Annotated in this window: 18 protein-coding genes and 4 tRNA genes; 17 read left to right on the forward strand and 5 right to left on the reverse strand. The window is 66.4% G+C overall.

The window, feature by feature from the left end; genetic code table 11:
- The first annotated feature begins 18 nt into the window (after positions 1-18).
- Complete coding sequence (locus ACQ754_RS11165; RefSeq protein WP_440997112.1) at positions 19-1023, forward strand: GNAT family N-acetyltransferase; 1005 nt, start codon at positions 19-21, stop codon at positions 1021-1023.
- Here ACQ754_RS11165 and ACQ754_RS11170 read toward each other — a convergent pair.
- Both ACQ754_RS11170 and ACQ754_RS11175 read right to left on the reverse strand, forming a co-directional pair.
- Positions 918-1769 (reverse strand): formyltransferase family protein, encoded by an 852-nt coding sequence (locus ACQ754_RS11170; RefSeq protein WP_440997113.1) that lies wholly within the window; start codon positions 1767-1769, stop codon positions 918-920. The genes ACQ754_RS11165 and ACQ754_RS11170 overlap by 106 nt on opposite strands.
- The gene (locus ACQ754_RS11175; RefSeq protein ID WP_440997114.1) at positions 1766-3076 is read right to left on the reverse strand and encodes a glycosyltransferase; all 1311 of its coding nucleotides are present in this window, start codon (positions 3074-3076) and stop codon (positions 1766-1768) included. Before ACQ754_RS11175 ends, ACQ754_RS11170 begins: the two co-directional genes overlap by 4 nt.
- A gap of 234 nt (positions 3077-3310) precedes the next feature.
- Here ACQ754_RS11175 and ACQ754_RS11180 point away from each other — a divergent pair, with 234 nt between their 5' ends.
- Positions 3311-4699: a putative O-glycosylation ligase, exosortase A system-associated gene (locus tag ACQ754_RS11180; protein WP_440997115.1), complete on the forward strand. Its 1389-nt coding sequence runs from the start codon at positions 3311-3313 to the stop codon at positions 4697-4699.
- Entirely contained in the window at positions 4696-5988 is a 1293-nt protein-coding gene (locus tag ACQ754_RS11185) for a hypothetical protein (RefSeq protein ID WP_440997116.1), read from the forward strand. Before ACQ754_RS11180 ends, ACQ754_RS11185 begins: the two co-directional genes overlap by 4 nt.
- Here the strand turns inward: ACQ754_RS11185 and ACQ754_RS11190 are convergent.
- Both ACQ754_RS11190 and ACQ754_RS11195 read right to left on the reverse strand, forming a co-directional pair.
- The gene (locus tag ACQ754_RS11190) at positions 5963-7024 is read right to left on the reverse strand and encodes a sulfotransferase (protein WP_440997117.1); all 1062 of its coding nucleotides are present in this window, start codon (positions 7022-7024) and stop codon (positions 5963-5965) included. The genes ACQ754_RS11185 and ACQ754_RS11190 overlap by 26 nt on opposite strands.
- A 51-nt stretch (positions 7025-7075) precedes the next feature.
- Entirely contained in the window at positions 7076-7522 is a 447-nt protein-coding gene (locus ACQ754_RS11195) for a VanZ family protein (protein ID WP_440997118.1), read from the reverse strand.
- 80 nt (positions 7523-7602) lie between these two features.
- Between ACQ754_RS11195 and ACQ754_RS11200 the strand changes: the two genes are divergently transcribed.
- Together ACQ754_RS11200 and ACQ754_RS11205 are read left to right on the forward strand one after the other, a co-directional pair.
- Positions 7603-8349, forward strand: a complete 747-nt coding sequence (locus ACQ754_RS11200; RefSeq protein WP_440997119.1) for a class I SAM-dependent methyltransferase — start codon at positions 7603-7605, stop codon at positions 8347-8349.
- A 4-nt stretch (positions 8350-8353) separates the two neighbouring features.
- Entirely contained in the window at positions 8354-10111 is a 1758-nt protein-coding gene (locus ACQ754_RS11205; protein WP_440997120.1) for an asparagine synthetase B family protein, read from the forward strand.
- On the opposite strand, the gene ACQ754_RS11210 is transcribed toward ACQ754_RS11205, so the two are convergent.
- Positions 10081-11247 (reverse strand): GNAT family N-acetyltransferase, encoded by a 1167-nt coding sequence (locus ACQ754_RS11210; RefSeq protein ID WP_440997121.1) that lies wholly within the window; start codon positions 11245-11247, stop codon positions 10081-10083. The genes ACQ754_RS11205 and ACQ754_RS11210 overlap by 31 nt on opposite strands.
- Positions 11248-11371: 124 nt before the next feature.
- On the opposite strand from ACQ754_RS11210, the gene ACQ754_RS11215 reads away from it, so the two are divergent.
- From ACQ754_RS11215 to rpoB, 12 genes are all read left to right on the forward strand, one after another.
- A tRNA-Tyr gene (locus ACQ754_RS11215) sits at positions 11372-11456 on the forward strand.
- A 34-nt stretch (positions 11457-11490) separates the two neighbouring features.
- Positions 11491-11564: transfer RNA gene (locus ACQ754_RS11220), tRNA-Gly, on the forward strand.
- Between the two features lie 34 nt (positions 11565-11598).
- Positions 11599-11673, forward strand: a tRNA-Thr gene (locus ACQ754_RS11225).
- A 90-nt stretch (positions 11674-11763) separates the two neighbouring features.
- Positions 11764-12954: an elongation factor Tu gene (gene tuf, locus ACQ754_RS11230; protein ID WP_440997122.1), complete on the forward strand. Its 1191-nt coding sequence runs from the start codon at positions 11764-11766 to the stop codon at positions 12952-12954.
- 84 nt (positions 12955-13038) lie between these two features.
- Positions 13039-13114: transfer RNA gene (locus ACQ754_RS11235), tRNA-Trp, on the forward strand.
- 58 nt (positions 13115-13172) lie between these two features.
- Positions 13173-13550, forward strand: a complete 378-nt coding sequence (gene secE, locus ACQ754_RS11240) for a preprotein translocase subunit SecE (RefSeq protein ID WP_440997123.1) — start codon at positions 13173-13175, stop codon at positions 13548-13550.
- A 6-nt stretch (positions 13551-13556) separates the two neighbouring features.
- Positions 13557-14090, forward strand: a complete 534-nt coding sequence (nusG, locus tag ACQ754_RS11245) for a transcription termination/antitermination protein NusG (protein WP_440997124.1) — start codon at positions 13557-13559, stop codon at positions 14088-14090.
- 116 nt (positions 14091-14206) lie between these two features.
- Positions 14207-14638: a 50S ribosomal protein L11 gene (gene rplK / locus ACQ754_RS11250; RefSeq protein ID WP_440997125.1), complete on the forward strand. Its 432-nt coding sequence runs from the start codon at positions 14207-14209 to the stop codon at positions 14636-14638.
- A gap of 3 nt (positions 14639-14641) precedes the next feature.
- Positions 14642-15337 (forward strand): 50S ribosomal protein L1, encoded by a 696-nt coding sequence (gene rplA / locus ACQ754_RS11255; protein ID WP_440997126.1) that lies wholly within the window; start codon positions 14642-14644, stop codon positions 15335-15337.
- Between the two features lie 214 nt (positions 15338-15551).
- Positions 15552-16073 (forward strand): 50S ribosomal protein L10, encoded by a 522-nt coding sequence (gene rplJ, locus ACQ754_RS11260; RefSeq protein WP_440997127.1) that lies wholly within the window; start codon positions 15552-15554, stop codon positions 16071-16073.
- A gap of 77 nt (positions 16074-16150) precedes the next feature.
- On the forward strand, positions 16151-16531 hold the full coding sequence (gene rplL / locus ACQ754_RS11265; RefSeq protein WP_440997128.1) for a 50S ribosomal protein L7/L12: 381 nt from the start codon (positions 16151-16153) through the stop codon (positions 16529-16531).
- A 164-nt stretch (positions 16532-16695) separates the two neighbouring features.
- The gene (gene rpoB, locus ACQ754_RS11270; RefSeq protein WP_440997129.1) at positions 16696-20760 is read left to right on the forward strand and encodes a DNA-directed RNA polymerase subunit beta; all 4065 of its coding nucleotides are present in this window, start codon (positions 16696-16698) and stop codon (positions 20758-20760) included.
- The last annotated feature ends 46 nt before the right edge of the window (positions 20761-20806 follow it).

Consider the following 20806-nt stretch of genomic DNA (forward strand, 5'->3'; position numbering starts at 1 on the left):
TATTAGGGGGAGGGGGCGATGGTACGGGCGGCAGAGATCCACTCCGGTGCCGGGGATGTGTTCATGTCGCGCCATTGGCATGTGGCCTGGCGTGAGGCATTCGCGGGGGGTGAGCACTGGTGTGAGACGCCCGAGGGCGTTGCCGTCATGATCGGCCGGCTCCGCCTCGGGCCCTTCCGAATCCAGCGCGCCCGACTGCCATGCAATGCTCACACGCCCTGGGTGAGCCTGCCCCACGTGGCAGTGGCGCGGGGGCTTCGAGCGTGGTTCGACGGCAGCCACTGTGATCTGCTGGTGTTGCCGCTGTTGCGGCGCACCGCGGCGCTCTACTCGGTCTTCCCGCCGGACTGGCTCACCCGCTGGCAGCCGGGCGAGCGTGCCCCGTTCGTTGATTGCCGCGGACGCTGGGAGGACTACTGGTCCAACCGAGGGCGCAAGACCCGCTCGGAGTGGGCCCGTGCGGAGCGACGCCTGGACGCCGAGGGCTTTGCGCTGGAGTGCCACGATGGCGTCCGGGATCTTGACGACGTGCTGGCGGAGGTCTTCGCCATCGAGGGCGATGGCTGGAAGGGTGAGGGGGGATCGGCTATCGCCCAGAGCAAGGCTCTCGTGGACTTTTATCGGCGTGTATGCCACGCGTGGGCGGCGCAGGGGCGGCTGCGTGTGTATTTTCTCGCTCGAGCTGGCGAGCGCGTCGCCTGTCAGCTGTGCGTGGTCAGCGAGGGGCGGCTGGTGTCGTTGAAGATCGGCTTCCGCCATGCCTATGCCCGCTTCGCCCCGGGGCAGGTCCTGCAACTGAAGATCCTGCGTGCCAGCTTTCCCGACCCGGAGGTCTCACGCTTCGACATGCTGGGGCCGGAGACAGTGCATAAGCGCAAATGGGCAACAGATGCCGAGCAGCTTTGGAACGTACGGGTCTATCGGCTGACCCCGGGCGGCCTCCTGTCGGCCTGGCGCTGGTCGCTGGTGCCGGCGCTGCGAGCGTGGCTGAGAGGTGCCGGCGCGGCATCGGCCGATGGGTGAGCGCTCCCGCGGACTCGCTCCGTGAGGGTGGCTTCGCTCCGCAACAGCGCCATGACCGGTTCCGCTGCCGCTAGCGCCAAGCGGCGGCGCAGGCGCACCGGGTCACGCCCCTGGCCGGCGATGTCCACCGTTCTCTGGGCGATCACCTCGCCGGTATCGACCCCGGTGTCGACCCGGTGCACACTCACGCCCGTGCGACGCTCGCCGGCGGCGAGTGCCGCTCCGATGGGGTCCGGGCCGCGGAAAGCGGGCAGCAGGGAGCAGTGCACGTTGTAAACGCCGTCGCGCGGCGCGGCGATCAGGGGCTCGCGGAGGATATGGTGAAAGGTGATCATCACCACGAGGTCCGGGTCCTGCGCGGTCACAAAGCGTAGCGTCCCGGGGGCGGCGGCGTCGCGGGTCTCGAGCACCGGGAGCCTGCGGTCGTCGCTGAAGTCCTCGATGCGTCGCCAGGGGAGGACGTTGCCCAGACCCGTGAGCCTCGCGACGGCGCGCAGGCGTCGCCGCGCCGTGAAGAGCGCGCGCCGGCGGCGATAGGCGAGGGCATGGCGCAGTGCGGGCCCGGTGTAACACCGCGATGGTCGCGGCCGTGCGGCGCCGGCTTTCGCCGCGGGGCGTGAGAGCACGACGGCAACGATCGCGTCCAGGCACGCGGGGTTCTGTTTGCGGATCGCTTGGAGCACTTCCGCACCGAGCGGCGCACCGGCGCAGCTGAAGAGCACCACCCGTGGGCGACGATCGTTCACGATGCCTGTGACCTCGGTGGCGCGGCGACGCACTCCTCCAGCAGCTCGGCGAGCGTTGCCGACAGACGCTCGCGGCTGTAGCGGGCCACCCTCGCGGGCGCAGCGTCCGGTGTCCCCGGGGTCCGGCGCTCGGCGTAGGCCGCGCGCAGCGCGGCGGCGATCCCCTCGACGTCCGTCGGGGCCACCGGCCGCCCCGCGCCGGTCTCCTGCAGCAGTTCCGCCACGGCGCCCCCAGAAACCAGGGCGAGCAACGGCCGACCGAGGCGGAGGTATTCGTACACCTTGGCCGGCACCTGCAGGTGCGACCAGCGGCGCGCGGCCCGAGTCGCGGTGCTTTCCCCCAGAGGCTCGCCGAGCACCACAAGCAGATCCGCGCCGGCCATTCGGGCCACGGCCTGGCCGTAAGGCACGCGCTGGACGGTGACCTCGCAGAGCCCGGTGAGCCCGCGCTCGGCGATGGCCTCCCGGAAGGCCCGCGTTTCACCGTAGGCGCCGGCGCCGAGGAAGGTCAGACGCACCCCGGCGCGCGGGAGCCAGCCACGCTCCAGCGCGAGGCGCAGACCGTCAAGCAGTGGGCGTGGGTTGCGGTTGCCCGCCGAGATCATACCTGGGTAGAGGATGTCGAAGCCTTTGCGCACCACCGGCTTGATACCGTGAAAGTCGGCTTCGTCGTAGCCGTTGGGGATGGTGACGAAGCGCGTCGGCGGGAGGTTCGGGTAGCGCTCTAGGAACCAGCGGCGCATCGCGGGTGTGTTACAGATCACGCGGTCAGCGCTGGCGAGCACTCGTTGCTCGAGCCAGCCTTCCAGGCGCCGGCGCAGCGCTGGCATGGAGTCCTCGACCCAGGGGTCCCGGAAGTCCGCTATCCAGGGCAGTCCCGTGCGTTTGCTCAGGCGCAGGCCGATCAGGTGGGCGGTGGCTGGTGGGTAGGTGGTGTAGATTGCCTCAATACCGCCCTCGCGAATGAGCCGCAGCCCCGTGGCGGTTGCCCCTGGTAGCCACGGCCAGAAGCGGTCCGGCATGGCGAGCAGGTCCGGGTAGACGCCGCGGATACCGAACAGGTGCTTGACGTTGCCGGCCCAAGGGCGGTGGATGGTCACCTGGGCAGGCACTTGGGCGAGCGATGCCGGGTCGACGGAGTAGTACATCCGCTCCGGCACGCTGACCACATCGCTCGTCCAGCCGTGGTGCGCCAGATACTGGGTGAACTTCAGCGTACGCAGCACCCCCGTGCTCGTGTTATCCGGCAGGTAGTGGAACGCCACCATCAGAAGGCGGCGTGATCGCGGTCGAGTGTGTTGATCCATCGTCCCCAGGGCCCTCCGGTGGCCGCGCCAGTGGACGGCTCGGCGGGCCGTTCGAGCTGCGTCCGAGCCACTGTCGTAGTGTAGGCCAACTTCCGTGATACGGGGCGGCGCTGGTCGCCCGACGAGCGGTGCGTCGAAGGGGCCTGACGGTGGATCAGCGGCGCGGCGGCGTCGCCGAGGAGCGGTTATTCTTGGAAGGGTGTCGGTGCGACGCCGGTCACGTTTGCCGCGCCGATGGGGGTGGCTGGAGGGTCGACAGTGGGGCTCAGGGATCTCCTGGTGATTGGACTCGTCGGGGTCGTGATGTTCGCGACACTGCGCCGCGCCTGGATTGGAGTGCTCGGCTGGGCGTGGATCGGGATGATGAACCCGCACAAGCTTGCCTGGGGGGCCCAGCAGCTGCCAGTCGCCCAAGGTATTGCCGGGTTCACGTTACTCTCGCTGCTCATCACCCGCGAGCGCCGGCCCATTGCCTGGACATTCGAGACCCGCGTCATGGTGCTCATCGCCATGTGCTTCGTGGCTACCACGATCTTCGCCTGGTACCCCCAGGTCGCGGTGGTCAAACTCGAGCAGGTGGCCAAGATCCTGCTCTTTGCGTTCGTGACCACTATGCTGATCTACGGGCGCTTCCGCATTCATATGCTGCTGCTGGTGATCGCGCTGTCGATCGGCTTCTACGGCGTCAAGGGCGGGCTTTTCGCGATCGCGACCGCGGGGGAGTATCGGGTCTGGGGGCCGGGCAACTCGTTCATTGGCGACAACAACGCCATCGGGCTCGCGCTCAACATGGTGCTGCCCCTCGCCTTGCTGGTGGCCCGCGAGGAGTCTCGGCGCTGGTTGCGATGGGCGTTGTATGCCGTGTTTTGGTTGTCGGTCCCGGCGGTGGTGTTCACATACTCCCGCGGAGCGCTGCTCGGGTTGATCTGCGTCATGGTGCCACTTTTCTGGCGCTATAAGGGTCGGGCCCTGGCCCTCGGGGCCATGCTGCTGCTGGTGTTGAGCCTCGGCCAAGGCATGCTACCCGATCAACTTGTGCCCCAGAAGTGGATCGAGCGCCAAGAAACCACGCTCAACTACCGGGAAGACTGGTCGGCGATGCAGCGTATCCAGGCCTGGGGTGTCGCCTGGAACATCGCCGTGGACCGGCCATTGCTTGGGGCAGGGTTTGATTTCGAGTACGCGGATGACACCGCGCGCTGGCTGAGTTACGCGAATTTCCTCGGCGAGTGGGAGAATCGAACGCGCGCGGCTCACAGCATCTATTTCCAGATCCTGGGCAGCCATGGTTTCCTCGGATTCGGGCTATTCATGCTGCTGTTGGTTGGGACCTTCTGGCGCCTGCACCGGCTGAGCGCCTTGGAGCAGAATCCGGAGGCGGCCTGGATCGGGCGTTATGCCCGCGCGATGCAGATATCGCTCATTCCCTATATGATCTCGGGGGCGTTTCTCAATCTCGCCTACTTCGATCTATTCTGGACCTACCTCGCGATCAGCGCTGTGCTTCACCGCGAGCGCGAGGATCTGCGTGTGCATGCGCCGAGTACCGAGTTTGCACGGGCGGAGGTGCCCGCGGGCGGCGGTGAGGCGTCACCGGCCGGGTGGGGATCCGGGCGGCGATGATACCTCGTCTCGCGGTGTGGGTGCTGGCGGGTCTGTTGTTCGCCCTGGTCCCCATGTCCGTGGCGGCCGCGACCCTACGTGTCACCCCCGGGGACTACCGTGAGCACCTGAGCCGTCTGCGCCCCGGGGACGAGATGTTGCTGGCGCCGGGGCGGTATACACGCGGGCTACCCCTGCACGGCATTCGCGGGCGTCCGGGGGCACCAATCACCATTCGGGGTGAGCGCTGCCGTGGTGAGGTCGTGCTCGTCGGCGAGGACGGTCGCAACACGGTTAGCTTGCGCAATGCCGCCTATATACGGATCACGGACCTAGCCATCGATGGCCGCCGCCGCAATGCCGACGGCATTAAGGCGGAGGGCGACGCGCGCTGGGTCCACGACATTACGCTGGAGCGGCTCGCACTGCGCAACCACGATGGCCACCAGCAGTTGGTCGCCATATCCACCAAGGCCCCAGCCTGGAACTGGGTGATTCGCGACGTGGTGATCGACGGCGCCGGCACCGGCATGTATCTGGGCGACAGTGATGGCGGTGCGTGGTTTGTCGGCGGGCTCATCGAGAATATCAGGGTGCGCAACACCATCGGCTACGCCCTGCAGATCAAACACCAGCGCCCTCGCGAGGCCGTGCCCGGCATGCCCGCCGGGCCACGGCAGACGGTCATTCGCGACAGCGTGTTTGACAAGTCCCACGGTGGCGCACACGGCAGGCGAGCGCGCCCGAGTGTGCTGTTGGGCCACCAGCCATTGCGGGGACCGGGGCGCAGGGACCGTTACCTCGTCTACCGTAACCTGTTCTACGAGAATCCCACCGAGGCGCTGCTGCAGGCGGAAGGTCGTATCGCGGTCTATGCCAATGCGTTCGTCAATACCGCCGGTGCGGGGCGGGGGATCGTGATAATGGATCACCGCGCGCCGCCTCGGTGGGTCGACATCAACCATAACACCGTGGTCGCGCGGGACATCGGTATCGCGGTCTGGGACGCCGCGCCCGGGGCGCGGCGGCGGGTGGCGGCCAACGCCGTGTTCGCGGCCCGCCCTGTGACCGGGGACCTACAGGCCTTGTGGAACCACGTGGCCGGGTTTCCCCAGGCCCGTACACGGTTGGCGGCCCCCTTTTTGCCTCTGTCTGTGCTCGACTTGCGTCCCCGCGCCGGCGCCCTGGTAGACCCTCGGATCCCGCGGGGTGGCCTGCTGGGGTTTCCGAATGCCGAGACGGACTACACCGGCCGTCCTTGGACCCGGGGCATAGCCGGGGCCTTCAGCACGCCGTCTCGCGCGCCCTGAGGTCATCGAACATGGCGCCGGCGCGGGTATTCGCGGCGACACGTGCAACCGCCCGCTGGGTCTCCTCTGGGAGCTCGTGATGCCAAGCGGTGGCGGCCTGGGCTGGGTGCTTGAATACGCTGTAGTATCGGTCATGATGGATGGTGGTGCTCGCCTCGACGAATGCGCGGGTTTCCTCAGCCAGCGCAAGCCCCGAATGCCGGAACAGAGCCGTAGTGGTCTCAAGGGGAGCGGCGCACAACCCCTCGTAGGTGATGGGCATCAACCGGGGGTGGGGACAGGCTCGTAGGGCGCTTTCGTTGCAGAGCACCCATTGCCAGGTGAGTCGTTGCACGGGCGTCATGGCGCGGAGCCGTTGACTGTCGAGTTCGTACTCCGCCGCCACCGGTGTCTCGCATAGGATGTCCAGCAGCGTCAGGTCCTCACCGATGGAATCGGTGTCGGTGAACCGCCGTTGATGTTTGCCGCGTACCACCGAGGCGAGGAAGCCACACGGGTGGCGGATGATGAGCGCCGCCCGTGCATACGCCAGCAGCGTCAGCAACACGGGGAGGCGCCCTACGGACTCAATGGACTTCCAAACCACCCGTGCATGGCCGTTGGCTGGTGTGATCAGGCGTGCGGTCGCCTCACCGCGTGCCCGTGCTTGGAGCTTGGCGATCCGGGTGGCCATGGCATTCCACCGCTGTGCCGATGGACTCAGATAGGCCTTGGGGAAGGTGGGGAGGGTGGCGGCAACTTTGGTGTCACGCATACGGGGTAGCGCTGCGATGAACGCCTCGATCCCGTCGCGCCAGCGGCTGGCCTGCGCGGGGTCCGGCACCATGGGCATGAAGTTGAGCCGTCCGAAGCTGTCGGGCTCATGGCGGTAGAGGGTTTCCGGATGGCTATCAAAGATTTTGCCCAGCCATGTAGTACCTGAGCGCGGCATGCCGAACAGCAGTATTAGCTCGGGTGAGCCTGCTGGGGGGGTGGCTCCCGCCGGATGATGTCCGTTGCCATCGTTCACCGCAACACTCCCCGGTACCAGATCCACACGGGAAGAATACTCCAGGTCTGTTGCCGGTGGGAGTGCGCCGCTACGGGCTCATGGCGTTGCCAGTGGTTGGTTCAGCCGCTCATAGACGAACACGGCGCATAGTGCCCCGATGATATCCAGACCCAGATCACCGAGGGAAGCGTAGCGCCCCGGTCGGGTGAACTGAATGGCCTCGTCGACGAAGGCGATGGCCACGGTAGCGGCCAGCGCCGCGGCGAGCCGCGCTGCTGGGCGACGGTCATGTCGCGCGCGTAGCCACAACCAGGTGAGTCCGCCGTAGATCGGCACGTGCAGCAGGTTCTGGAGCGTCGGTGGTACCCAGGTGAATACTCGCGCCAGGCTCTGCGAATCCGGCCCCGAGCCACCCGGGAGGAACGCGAGGCCGATGATGGCCACGACGGCCAGCGTCGGCAGGGCGTGTCCAGGTTCGCCGTGTAGCGGCCGGAGGAGTCCGCGTATCGGGCGGCGCTGGCGGTATAGGCGGGCACCAGCCATGGTACAGCCTCCGGCGAGCTGAGCAGGTCACGGGTATCGACGAGCATGCGGCGAAGGCGCATGGTCGTGTGGAGTATGCCATGGGGCGGAAGTTGCCGGCGGATTTCGAACGGCAGTGGCGAACGCGGTTCGAGCGCTTCGCCCGCGACGGTGGTGGTGAGGCCGCGGTGGCGGGATGGACGGAGAGCGGCCTCTCCACGCGGGTCGATGCCTTCGCCACGCGGTTCCCTGCGGCAGCAGGGAGCTGGCTGGATGCGGGGTGCGGCGCCGGCACCTACGTGAACGTATTGCACGAGCGCGGCGCCGCCTACGTGGTCGGGCTGGATTATTCCCGCCCTAGCCTCAAGCGGGCGCGCGAGTTCGTAGCGCATCCGCAAAGTGGGTGGCTTGCCGGGGACGTGCGCGCCTTGCCGTTCCCCGATGGTTGCTTCGATGGAGTGCTCTGTTTCGGAGTGACCCAAACATTGCGAGCATCTGACGGGCTACTCGAGGAATTGGTCCGGGTGGTGCGGCCCGGTGGCGAGATCTGGATGGATGGCCTCAACGATCGTTGCCTCGCCGACCGGGCGGCCAGGCTGTGGGCGCGTGCCCGTGGAGGGGTCCCCCGGCTTCGCCTGGAACGGGCGGTGCGGCTTGCCGACGGCTTGCGGTCGTTGGGCTGTCGGGACCTCGAGACCCACTGGGTGCCCGTCATCCCGGCGCGTTGGCCCCGTTGGGCCCGATGGGTGATGACCCGCGCCGGCGGCGGGCCGCTGCAGCCGTGGCTGAGTCATTCCTTCCTCATTCGTGCATTTCGCGCGGGCGAGGTTCCTCAGCAAGGAGGGTGAGTCGATGGCGGCGAGCGGTTTCCTGGCCGGTGGTGGTCGTGAACGACCAGGCGGTGAGCAGGTAACGACGGCGCCTGGTGGCTGGCTCGCTTCCCCGCTGACCGGCGGTGAGGCCCACCCCGGTTGGCTCGGTGTCATAGAGGGGGGGCCGCGCTGGCCCCGCGGTTGCGCACCGGAGAGCTTCGATGCCCTGGTCGATGGACTGGCAGCGATCGACGGCGAGTTCGCGCTGATCGCCGTGGCGCGTGACGCCCGCCGCGGTCTCGTGGCGATCGATCGCCTCGGGCGCGAACCCGTTTACTATGCCCATGTCGCCGAAGGGGTGCTTGTCTCCACCTCGCTTGCCTGGCTTGCCGCCCAGCCGGGAGTGGATGCCGGCCTCGACCAACAGGCCCTCTATCATTATCTCTATGGCCACGCCATTCCCGCGCCCTTGACGGTCTACCGTGGCGTGCGCCGACTGCGGCCCGGCGAGGCCCTGATCCTGGACCGCGGCGACGAGCGGTTATGGCACTATTGGTGGCCGGTTTTTCATGAGAGCCTCCGTCATGATCGCGATGAGGCCGCTGCCCGATTCCGTAGCTTGCTGGCCGACGGGGTGGCCCGTTGTCTCGATGGTGCAGCGGTCGGTGCGTTCCTCAGCGGCGGGACGGACAGCTCCACGGTGGTTGGCATGCTGGCGCGAGTCGGTGGCGCCCCGGTTCAGACCTTCTCCATCGGTTTCAACGCCGCCGGCTACGACGAAAGCCACTACGCGCGCATTGCGGCGCGGCATTTTGGCACCAAGCATCATGAATACTTCGTGACCCCTGAGGATGTGGCCGCCGCTGTGCCCATCCTCGCCGCGGGCTTCGATCAGCCCTTCGGGAACGCGTCGGTCGTGCCTGCCTATTATTGTGCGCGGCGGGCCGCCGAGGAGGGGGTGACCCGGCTGCTTGGCGGTGATGGCGGCGACGAGCTCTTCGGCGGCAATGCCCGGTACGCGAAGCAGTGGCTGTTCTCGTTGTATGGCCGACTGCCGGCGGCGGCCCGGGACGGGCTGATCGAGCCGGTCGCGGCGCGGCTTCCCACCGTGGGGCCTGCGCGCAAATTGCGACGGTACGTGGACCAGGCGAAGCTCCCGCTGGCCGAGCGCACCGAGGGCCATAACCTGCTTCGCCGTCTGGGGCCGGCGGCAGTGTTGGTGCCGGAGTTCGTGGCGGCGGTGGATACGGCGGGCCCCCTGCGCCTTATCGACGAGGCGATGGGGGCGGAGGGGGTGGGCAGCGACGTCAACCGCCTCCTCGCCCGGGACATGCGCTTCACTCTGGCTGACGACGATCTGCCCAAGGTGCGTGGCGCCTGCGCACTCGCCGGGCTGGAGGCGCGGTTTCCGTTGCTCGATGACGACCTTCTGCGCTTCGCACTCGGCCTGCCGCCTCAATGGAAGGTGCGCGGTACCCGGCTGCGGCCGTTTTTTAAGGTGGCATTGCGCGACTTACTTCCGACGGAGATCATCGCCAAACGCAAGCATGGCTTTGGTCTGCCCTTCGGCGTATGGCTTGCCGGCTCCCCCGCGCTGCACGAGCTGGCTGCGGACAGCCTCTCCACGCTCGCCGCTCGTGGTATCGTGCGCCCCGCCTTTATCAGCGAGCTGCTCGATCGCCACCTGCCCGCCCATCCCGCGTACTACGGTACGCTCGTGTGGGTGCTCATGATACTGGAGCAGTGGTTCGAGACCCGCGCCACGGGTCAGCTCGATTTGGCGGCTTCCGGTCCCTGAGGGTTTCGCCCCCGACGCAATAGGCGCTTGGCCGCCGGTCGCAGACGCGTCTCCCAGGTGCCCAGCGTGCGACCATGGAGCGAAGGGGAGTACACAACGACCCCGAGCTCGGAGTCGTGGGTGTCAGTCCACCTCTGTTTGTAGGCATTGTCGCCGCCGCCGAAGCAATAGCGCGTGAGGCCCCGACCGAATAAACCCTCAATGACCTTCCAGTTCAGATAGGTCCCGGGCGAGAGATCGGCCGCATCGTCGCGGTAGTCGCCACGCAGCGCGTGGACCGTGCCGCCATCGATGACTTGGAGCTCGCAGGCGATGGCCGCACCATCCAAACGCAGCAGCCATACCGATAGCCATCCCTCGGCACGGCCGTGGCGTGCCAGCTCCGTAAAGAACGCGTTCGGCCCCTCGGCATCCAACGTAGTGCCGGTACCGCGCTTCCAGCTGGCCGCAGAGATCCCGACCACGGCGTCCAGGCTGGTATCGGTGATCCCACCACCGCGTTGCCATTCGATGGATACGGTGCCAGCGCGTGCCAAACGGTTGGCGATCAGGTTGTTGCCCTTCTTGAGGCGGCGACTCCGACTTGCGTAAAACCCCTGCCATTCGCCGCGCAAGTCGATGGTCCGGTTGAGTCCTGCGTGCCGGCGGTCACTGATCAATCCATGGGCACGAAATACCCGGATAAGCGTATCCGCGGCCGTCGCGGTCAGCGGCGCCAGGGACAGGCGTCGCCAGGTGCCGGCGCCGCTCGCGAGCGAGGCAGCGAAGGCGTCTCCTGCGGCCGTCTCCCAGCCAGCGGCGGCGAGCATGTCCCAGCGCTGGTTGTCTGGAACCGTGAGGCTCGCCAGATCCCACCAATACCGAGGCCAGCGGCCGCGGCGATTCCGGACTAAGGGCAGGAGGGCTCGCGGGGAAGATCCGGATTCCCTGGCGACGAGCACCTCCGGTGTCGCATCGCGACCGAGCCAGCGCGCCGCTGCCGCGCACCAACCGAAGGAGAGGAACACGTCCGCACCGGCGGCCTCCAAGTATAGCGCCCGCCAGACATCCTCGAGGGCGATTAGTCCCGCAGTGCCCGAGTGTGTCTCTACAACCAGACGCGTGCGGGCGCCTCCGGCTGCCATCGTCTGTGTCATGCTCAGGCTTCCCCTCTGGGCACTTCCGTATGGTTCAGGGCTTGACGGATACCCCGTAGTATGTAGAATTTCGCGACCTGGCGCGAGAAGCGTGGCAATCACCGACTCGCTACCTAGGGTTTCGGGAGGGATACCCAAGCGGTCAACGGGGGCAGACTGTAAATCTGCTGGCTCAGCCTTCGGAGGTTCGAATCCTCCTCCCTCCACCAAACAATCTGGCGCGGGATGGGACAGCGGTTTCAGGCGGGTGTAGTTCAATGGTAGAACCTCAGCCTTCCAAGCTGATGATGTGGGTTCGATTCCCATCACCCGCTCCAGTTCGTGTCCCGCGGCGGGACAACAGGGTAAGACGCCCATGTAGCTCAGGGGTAGAGCACACCCTTGGTAAGGGTGAGGTCGGCGGTTCAAATCCGCCCATGGGCTCCATTTCCGGTGCGTGCCTGAGCATTCCCCAGGCTTGATCCGCACACCCCGACGCCTATTTCGGTAGCTCGCGAAACAACGGGAGACAACGCCGTGTCCAAGGAGAAGTTTGAGCGCACCAAGCCGCACGTGAATGTTGGCACGATTGGCCATGTTGACCATGGTAAGACGACGCTGACGGCGGCGATGACGAAGGTGATGGCGGAGAAGTACGGGGGTGCGGCGCGCGCGTTCGACCAGATCGACAATGCCCCGGAGGAGCGTGATCGTGGGATCACGATTGCGACCGCGCACGTGGAGTACGAGACCGAGGCGCGTCACTACGCGCACGTCGACTGCCCGGGTCACGCGGACTATGTGAAGAACATGATCACCGGTGCCGCGCAGATGGACGGTGCGATCCTGGTGGTCTCGGCCGCCGATGGCCCGATGCCGCAGACGCGTGAGCACATCCTGCTCGCGCGTCAGGTGGGCGTGCCGTATATCGTGGTCTACCTGAACAAGGCGGACATGGTCGACGACGAGGAGCTGCTCGAGCTCGTGGAGATGGAGGTCCGGGAGCTGCTCAGCGACTATGACTTCCCGGGTGATGACATTCCGGTGATCACCGGCTCGGCGCTGAAGGCGCTGGAGGGGGATGAGTCGGAGATTGGTGCGCCCTCGATTGTGCGTCTGGTGCAGTCGATGGACAAGTACATCCCGGAGCCGAGCCGTGCGGTGGATGGCCCGTTTTTGATGCCGATCGAGGACGTGTTCTCGATCTCGGGTCGCGGTACGGTGGTGACCGGGCGTGTCGAGCGTGGTGTGATCAAGACCGGCGAGGAGGTCGAGATCGTGGGGCTGCGCGAGACCACCAAGACCACGGTCACGGGTGTGGAGATGTTCCGCAAGCTCCTCGATCAGGGGCAGGCGGGGGACAACATCGGTGCGCTGCTGCGCGGGACCAAGCGTGACGACGTCGAGCGGGGCCAGGTGCTGTGCAAGCCGAAGTCGATCACCCCGCACACGAAGTTCGAGTGCGAGGTCTATGTGCTGTCCAAGGACGAGGGCGGGCGGCACACGCCGTTCTTCAACGGTTATCGGCCGCAGTTCTACTTCCGCACCACCGACGTCACCGGTGCCTGTGACCTGCCTGAGGGCACGGAGATGGTGATGCCGGGTGACAACGTGCAGATGACGGTGTCGCTGATTGCGCCGATCGCCATGGAGGAGGGGCTGCGCTTCGCCATCCGCGAGGGCGGGCGTACCGTCGGCGCCGGCGTCGTCTCCAAGATCATCGAGTAATCGCCAGGGGTTCCCACGACTAGGGACATCGGTTATTCTAGGCAATTCGCCGATGTCCCCCGTGGGGCGGCGAACGGATGATATAGGCCAGTAGCTCAATTGGCAGAGCAGCGGTCTCCAAAACCGCAGGTTGGGGGTTCGAGTCCCTCCTGGCCTGCCATATGACCTCGGCGCCGCCGCCTCAACCGGGTGGCGGCGCGTGTTTTTGCAGGCAGTTCATGAGCGCCAGAGCAGACACTCAATCATCCCCGATCGACTCGGCGAAGTTGCTTGCCGCGGTCGCGCTGTTCTTGGCTGGCGTGGCCGGGTTCTACTGGTTCGGGGAGTTCTCGGTCCTCTACCGTGCCCTTGCGCTGGTGCTGGTCGCCGCCGTTGCGGCGGCTATCGCGTTGACCAGCGAGCGGGGGCGGGCCGCTTGGGCCTTCGCCCGTGATGCGCGCCAGGAGCTCCGCCGCGTGGTCTGGCCGACGCGCCAGGAGACGCTGCAGACCACGCTCATTGTGATCGCGATGGTGCTGCTGGTCGCGGTGCTGCTGTGGCTGCTGGATATGTTTTTCCTTTGGGGGGTCGAGGCCCTCGTGCGTCCTGGAGGTTGATCCCTGATGGCGAAGCGCTGGTACGTGGTCCACGCCTACTCGGGGTTCGAGAACCAGGTCAAGAAATCCCTGGAAGAGCGCATCCGCCGGGCCGGCATGGAGGAGAAGTTCGGCGACGTCCTGGTGCCCACCGAAGAGGTGGAGGAGATCAAGGGCGGGCAGAAGCGGCGCAGCGAGCGCAAGTTCTTTCCGGGTTATGTGCTCGTCCAGATGGAGCTCACCGACGACACATGGCACCTGGTCCGCAACGTACCCCGGGTGATGGGGTTCATTGGCGGCTCCAGCGATCGGCCCGCGCCGATCTCCGATCGCGAGGCCGAGCAGATCCTCAACCGCGTCAAGGAGGGCACCGAGAAGCCGCGGCCGAAGGTGCTCTTCGAGGTGGGGGAGGTCGTGCGCGTCACCGACGGTCCGTTCACCGACTTCAACGGGGTGGTCGAGGAGGTCAACTACGAGAAGAGCCGGTTGCGCGTGGCCGTGCTCATCTTCGGGCGCTCGACCCCGGTCGAGCTCGAGTTCAGCCAGGTCGAGAAGACCTGATCCGGTTTTCGGGGCGTCGGTGCCGCCGGCGTTCCGCATGATGGGGCGTTCCGCCCATTCGGGGAGCCGGCGGTAACCAACCCGGCGGCGCTATTACCCGCAACCAGGAGTCGACGATGGCAAAGAAGGTTGAAGCCTACATCAAGCTGCAGGTGGCCGCCGGCCAGGCCAACCCGAGCCCGCCCGTGGGCCCGGCACTCGGCCAGCACGGCGTCAACATCATGGAGTTCTGCAAGCAGTTCAACGCGCAGACCCAGGAGATGGAACCGGGGTTGCCGACACCGGTGGTCATCACCGTGTATTCGGACCGCAGCTTCACGTTCATTACCAAGACGCCGCCGGCACAGATCCTGCTCAAGAAGGCCGCCGGCATCAAGTCCGGTAGCGGCCAGCCCAACACCAACAAGGTGGGAAGCGTGACCCGCGAGCAGCTCGAGGAGATCGCCCGGACCAAGTGGCCGGATCTCAATGCCGCGGATATGGACGCAGCGGTGCGCACCATCGCCGGAAGCGCCCGCTCCATGGGCCTCGACGTGGAGGGGGTGTAAGCCATGGCGAAGCTCAGTAAGCGCAAGCAGATGTTCCGCGAGCGCGTCGACTCGACCCGTCCCTACGCCGCCGAGGAGGCCTTCGGGCTGCTCAAGGAGCTGGCCACCGCGCGGTTCACGGAGTCGGTGGACGTCTCGGTAAACCTTGGCGTCGACCCGCGGAAGTCCGACCAGATGGTGCGTGGCTCGACGGTGCTGCCCAACGGTACCGGTAAGAGCGTGCGCATCGCGGTGTTCGCCCAAGGCGCCAACGCCGAGGCCGCGGAGGCTGCCGGCGCCGACGTGGTGGGTATGGACGACCTCGCCGAGCGCATCCAGGGCGGCGAGCTCGATTTCGACGTGGTCATCGCCACCCCGGACGCCATGGGCGTTGTCGGACGTCTCGGCCCGATCCTTGGCCCGCGGGGGCTGATGCCGAACCCCAAGGTGGGCACGGTCACCACCGACGTCACGGCGGCGGTGCAGAACGCCAAGGCGGGGCAGGTCCGCTACCGCACTGATCGCGGCGGGCTGATTCACTGCACGCTGGGCAAGGTGGATTTCGAGACCGGCGCGCTGCGCCAGAACCTGGAGGCGCTGATCAACGATCTGCAGAAGATCAAGCCGTCCACCTCCAAGGGTACGTATCTGAAAAAGATCACCGTCTCCACCACGATGGGGCCGGGGGTCAGTGTCGATCTCGCCAGTATCAACGCGTGATCGACCCAAAGGGGTCTTGAGGCTGTCGTCGACGCGACAGCCGTCGTAGACCGCACGGTGCGCGAAAGCGCTTAAAGGCCGAAGAGGTCGCCTGCGTAGACGGTGCAGCCCGGACAGGATCGACCATCCTGCGAGTGGCCACCGTTTGGGTCTGCAGGAGCAGACCGGGCAACCCGGTTGCCCTCACTACCAACCGCGTTCCAGGAGGAAAGCAATGGGAATGAGTCTGGAACAGAAAAAGCGGATGGTACAGGAGGTCGCCAGTGTCGCCGCTGACGCCCATTCCGCCGTGGCGGCGGAATACCGGGGGCTGAATGCCGGCGACATGGATCGGCTGCGGGTAAAGGCACGTGAGTCCGGTGTGTACATGAAGGTGCTCAAGAACACCCTCGCCAAGCGGGCGGTGGAGGGCACCGACTTCGAGTGCATGTCGGAGGGCTTCGAGGGGCCATTGCTCATTGCCTTTTCGCAGGAGGATCCGGGGTCGGCCGCTCGCGTGATCCGGGACTTCTCCAAGGAGCGCGAGCAGCTGGTGGTCAAGATGGTCGCGGTCGGCGGGGAGCGCTACGGCGCCGCCGAGCTCGAGCGTCTGGCCAGCCTGCCGACCTATGACGAGGCGGTCAGCCGCCTCATGGCGACGATGCGTGCGCCGGTCCAGAAGCTTGCCACCACCCTCAACGAGGTGCCGGGCAAGCTGGTGCGGACGCTCGCCGCGGTCAAGGATGCCAAGCAGTAGCGCTGGCGTCGCTGCGATCCTGTCTGTCGCTGTTTTCGAATGTGAATAGTACGCGTCAACCGTAAGGAGATTTGACGATGGCCGTATCGAAGGATGATATTCTTGAGACTATCGCTTCCATGTCCGTCATGGAGGTCGTCGAGCTGATCGAGGCCATGGAAGAGAAGTTTGGCGTCACCGCGGCTGCCGCCGTGGCCGCGGCGCCGGCCGCCGGCGGCGGGGCCGAGGCCGAGGCCGCCGAGGAGCAGACGGAGTTCGACGTGGTCCTCTCCAGCTTCGGCGACAACAAGGTCGGCGTGATCAAGGCCGTCCGTGGCGTCACCGGCCTGGGCCTGAAGGAGGCGAAGGAGGTCGTCGAGGGCGCGCCCAACACCATCAAGGAGGGCGCCAGCAAGGACGAGGCCGACGAGATCAAGGCCAAGCTGGAGGAGGCGGGCGCCTCCGTGGAGCTGAAGTAAGGGCTTGGTGGAGCCAGCACTCTCAGCTTGATGGGGAACGGGCTGGTGGCCTGCGGGCTACCGGCCTTTCCCTGTTTGTATCGCCGGCGGCCCAAAGCCCTGCCCATCGCGGTGGGTAGCGCTTTGGACACGCCACTGGAACCAATCCTGGGTGAGGAACCTCGATGGCCTACTCGTTCACCGAAAAGAAGCGCATCCGTAACGACTTCGGCAAGCAGCCGAAAGTCCTGGATGTTCCCTATCTCCTCGCCACGCAGATCGAGTCGTACCGCGACTTCCTTCAGCTCGATAGCCATGCGGACGCGCGTGACGAAAAGGGCCTGCACGGCGCCTTCCGCTCCGTGTTCCCGATCGAGAGCTACTCCGGCAACGCCGCGCTGGAGTATGTCAGCTACCGTATCGGCGAGCCGACCTTTGATGTCAAGGAGTGTCAGCTCCGGGGCATGACCTACGCGGCGCCGCTGCGGGTCCTCGTGCGCCTGGTCATTTACGACAAGGACGCGCGCACGGTCAAGGACATCAAGGAGCAGGAAGTCTACATGGGCGAGCTGCCGCTCATGACCCGCAATGGCACCTTCGTGGTCAACGGCACCGAGCGAGTGATCGTCTCGCAGCTGCACCGCTCGCCGGGCGTGTTCTTCGATCATGACAAGGGCAAAACCCACTCCTCGGGCAAGCTCCTCTATACCGCCCGGGTGATCCCCTACCGGGGTTCGTGGCTCGACTTCGAATTCGACCCCAAGGACTGCATCTTCGTGCGCATCGACCGGCGGCGCAAGCTCCCCGCCACGGTGCTGCTGCGAGCGCTCGGCTTCGGCAACGAGGAGATGCTGGATCGGTTCTTCGAGAAGAACACCTTCCGGTTCCGTAATGGCCGGGCGGTGCTCGATCTCGTGCCCGAGCGGCTGCGCGGCGAGACGGCGGCCTTCGATATCCGCGTCGGCGATGAGGTCATCGTCGAGAGCGGGCGGCGGATTACCGCGCGGCACATCCGGCAGATGGACAAGGCCGGGCTCACCGAGCTCGAGGTGCCGGACGACTATCTCGTGGGCAAGATCGTCGCCCACGACATCGTCGACACCTCCAGCGGCGAGATCCTGGCCGAGGCGAATACCGAGCTCACCGAGGAGCTCGTCCAGCAACTGCGCGACGCGGGCGTGGAGTCCTTCGACACGCTGTTCGTCAACGATCTCGACCGCGGTCCGTACATCTCCAACACCCTGCGCATCGACAACACCCGGACCCAGCTTGAGGCCCTGGTGGAGATCTACCGGATGATGCGTCCGGGCGAGCCGCCCACCAAGGACGCCGCCGAAAACCTTTTCGCCAACCTGTTCTTCAGCCCGGACCGTTACGATCTCTCGGCGGTCGGAAGGATGAAGTTCAATCTCCGCGTCGGCCGCGACGAGGTCGACGGTCCTGGCGTCCTGGACAACGACGACATCCTCGCGGTGCTCCACGAGCTGATCAACATCCGCAATGGCCACGGCAGCACGGATGACATCGACCATCTGGGCAACCGTCGGGTGCGCTGCGTCGGCGAGATGGCGGAGAACGTCTTCCGCGTCGGCCTCGTACGGGTGGAGCGGGCGGTGCGGGAGCGCCTGAGCCTCGCCGAGAGCGAGGGCCTGATGCCCCAGGAACTGATCAACGCCAAGCCGGTGGCGGCGGCGGTGAAGGAGTTCTTCGGCTCCTCGCAGCTCTCGCAGTTCATGGACCAGAACAATCCCCTCTCGGAGGTCACCCACAAGCGCCGTATCTCCGCGCTTGGTCCCGGGGGGCTGACCCGCGAGCGGGCGGGGTTCGAGGTGCGCGACGTCCACCCAACCCATTACGGCCGGGTCTGCCCCATCGAGACGCCGGAGGGGCCGAACATCGGTCTGATCAACTCCCTGGCCGTGTACGCGCGCACCAATCGCTACGGCTTCCTGGAGACGCCGTACCGCAAGGTGGACAATGGCCAGGTGACCAACGAGGTGGAGTACCTCTCCGCCATCGAGGAGTCCCGCTACATCATCGCCCAGGCCAACGCCCGGGTGGATGAGCAGGGCCGTCTGGTCGACGACCTGATCTCCATCCGCCACCAGAACGAGTTCGGCATGGCGACGCCGGAGAAGGTCCAGTACATGGACGTCTCGCCGAAGCAGATCGTCTCGGTGGCCGCCGCGCTGGTGCCCTTCCTCGAGCACGACGACGGCAACCGGGCGCTGATGGGCTCGAACATGCAGCGCCAGGCCGTGCCCACCCTGCGCGCCGAGAAGCCGCTGGTGGGTACCGGCATCGAGCGGGCGGTGGCGGTGGACTCCGGTGTGACGGTCTGCGCCGACCGCGGTGGCGTGATCGAGCAGGTGGATGCCGCGCGCGTGGTGGTTCGGGTCAATGATGACGAAACGGGGCCGGGGGAGCCCGGGGTCGACATCTACAACCTGACCAAGTATACCCGCTCGAACCAGAACACCTGTCAGAACCAGAAGGTGCTGGTCCGTCCGGGCGATTCCGTGTCCCGGGGCGATGTGCTGGCCGACGGTCCATCCACGGACATGGGCGAGCTGGCGCTCGGCCAGAACATGCGCGTGGCCTTCATGCCGTGGAATGGCTACAACTTCGAGGACTCCATCCTGATCTCCGAGCGGGTGGTGGAGGAGGACCGCTATACCACCATCCACATCGAGGAGCTCACCTGCGTGGCCCGGGACACCAAGCTGGGCTCGGAGGAGATCACCGCGGATATCCCCAACGTGGGCGAGGGGGCGCTGTCACGGCTCGATGAGTCCGGCATCGTCTACATCGGCGCCGAGGTGAACGCCGGCGACATCCTGGTCGGCAAGGTCACGCCCAAGGGCGAGACCCAGCTGACTCCGGAGGAGAAGCTCCTGCGGGCGATCTTCGGCGAGAAGGCCTCCGACGTGAAGGACACCTCCCAGCGGGTGCCCTCGGGGATGGACGGCACGGTCATCGACGTCCAGGTATTCACCCGGGACGGGGTGGAGAAGGATCAGCGCGCGCTGTCCATTGAGGCGGACGCGCTCGCCGATGTGCGCAAGGACCTCAACGACCAGTACCGGATCTTCGAGGATGACGCCTTCGCGCGCCTGGAACGGCTGCTGGTGGGCAAGGTCGCCCAGGGTGGACCCAACGGCCTGCGCGCCGGCACCGAGATCACCGCCGAGTATCTCCAGGGTGTCGAGCGTAACCGCTGGTTCGAGATCCGCCTGCATGACGATGAGGTGACCCAGCAGCTGGAGAAGGTCAAGGAGCAACTGGAGGCCCAGCGCAAGGCCTTCGACGAGCGCTTCGAGGAGAAGAAGGGCAAGATCACCGCCGGTGATGACCTCGCCCCCGGTGTGCTCAAGATGGTCAAGGTCTACCTGGCCGTGCGTCGGCGCATCCAGCCCGGTGATAAGCTCGCGGGCCGTCACGGCAACAAGGGCGTCATCTCCCGGGTGGTGCCGGTGGAGGACATGCCGTTCGACGAAAAAGGTGAGCCCATCGACGTGGTCCTCTCGCCGCTCGGTGTGCCCTCGCGGATGAATATCGGCCAGGTCCTGGAGACCCACCTGGGGTGGGCCGCCAAGGGGCTGGGTCGGCGCATCGGCGAGATGCTCGACGCTCAGCGCGACCCCGGCGAGATCCGGGGGTTCCTGGAGCGGATCTACAACCGTTCCGGGCGCAAGGAGGAGCTGGACTCGCTGTCCGACGATGAGGTCATCGAGCTCGCTGACAATCTCCGCGGGGGCGTGCCCATGGCGACGCCGGTATTCGACGGCGCCAACGAGGACGACATCAAGGCCATGCTGGAGCTCGCCGGCCTACCCACCTCCGGGCAGACGACGCTGTATGACGGGCGCACGGGCGAGGCCTTCGATCGCCCGGTGACGGTGGGCTACATGCACATCCTCAAGCTCAACCACCTGGTGGACGACAAGATGCATGCCCGTGCCACCGGTCCGTACTCCCTGGTAACCCAGCAGCCGCTGGGCGGCAAGGCGCAGTTCGGTGGCCAGCGCTTCGGCGAGATGGAGGTCTGGGCCCTGGAGGCCTATGGCGCGGCCTACACCCTGCAGGAGATCCTGACGGTGAAGTCCGACGACGTGCCCGGTCGGACGAAGATGTACAAGAACATCGTCGACGGCGATCACCGCATGGAGGCTGGGATGCCGGAGTCGTTCAATGTGCTGATCAAGGAGATCCGCTCGCTGGGTATCGACATCGAGCTCGAGCACGACTGACAACGCGGCCGGTTGCCGCCGGTAGCCGGCGCACGCGGGGCGGCTG

The sequence above is a fragment of the Arhodomonas sp. SL1 genome, assembly GCF_052060015.1.
Lineage (GTDB): Bacteria > Pseudomonadota > Gammaproteobacteria > Nitrococcales > Nitrococcaceae > Arhodomonas.

Excerpts from the sequence above, each read along its gene's own strand:
- ACQ754_RS11165 (WP_440997112.1), top strand. The coding sequence starts at position 19 with ATGGTACGGGCGGCAGAGATCCACTCCGGTGCCGGGGATGTGTTCATG.
- ACQ754_RS11175 (WP_440997114.1), bottom strand. The coding sequence starts at position 3,076 with ATGGATCAACACACTCGACCGCGATCACGCCGCCTTCTGATGGTGGCG.
- ACQ754_RS11180 (WP_440997115.1), top strand. The coding sequence starts at position 3,311 with ATGGGGGTGGCTGGAGGGTCGACAGTGGGGCTCAGGGATCTCCTGGTG.
- ACQ754_RS11185 (WP_440997116.1), top strand. The coding sequence starts at position 4,696 with ATGATACCTCGTCTCGCGGTGTGGGTGCTGGCGGGTCTGTTGTTCGCC.
- ACQ754_RS11195 (WP_440997118.1), bottom strand. The coding sequence starts at position 7,522 with ATGGCTGGTGCCCGCCTATACCGCCAGCGCCGCCCGATACGCGGACTC.
- ACQ754_RS11200 (WP_440997119.1), top strand. The coding sequence starts at position 7,603 with ATGGGGCGGAAGTTGCCGGCGGATTTCGAACGGCAGTGGCGAACGCGG.
- ACQ754_RS11205 (WP_440997120.1), top strand. The coding sequence starts at position 8,354 with ATGGCGGCGAGCGGTTTCCTGGCCGGTGGTGGTCGTGAACGACCAGGC.
- ACQ754_RS11210 (WP_440997121.1), bottom strand. The coding sequence starts at position 11,247 with ATGACACAGACGATGGCAGCCGGAGGCGCCCGCACGCGTCTGGTTGTA.
- secE (WP_440997123.1), top strand. The coding sequence starts at position 13,173 with ATGAGCGCCAGAGCAGACACTCAATCATCCCCGATCGACTCGGCGAAG.
- nusG (WP_440997124.1), top strand. The coding sequence starts at position 13,557 with ATGGCGAAGCGCTGGTACGTGGTCCACGCCTACTCGGGGTTCGAGAAC.
- rplK (WP_440997125.1), top strand. The coding sequence starts at position 14,207 with ATGGCAAAGAAGGTTGAAGCCTACATCAAGCTGCAGGTGGCCGCCGGC.
- rplA (WP_440997126.1), top strand. The coding sequence starts at position 14,642 with ATGGCGAAGCTCAGTAAGCGCAAGCAGATGTTCCGCGAGCGCGTCGAC.
- rplJ (WP_440997127.1), top strand. The coding sequence starts at position 15,552 with ATGGGAATGAGTCTGGAACAGAAAAAGCGGATGGTACAGGAGGTCGCC.
- rplL (WP_440997128.1), top strand. The coding sequence starts at position 16,151 with ATGGCCGTATCGAAGGATGATATTCTTGAGACTATCGCTTCCATGTCC.
- rpoB (WP_440997129.1), top strand. The coding sequence starts at position 16,696 with ATGGCCTACTCGTTCACCGAAAAGAAGCGCATCCGTAACGACTTCGGC.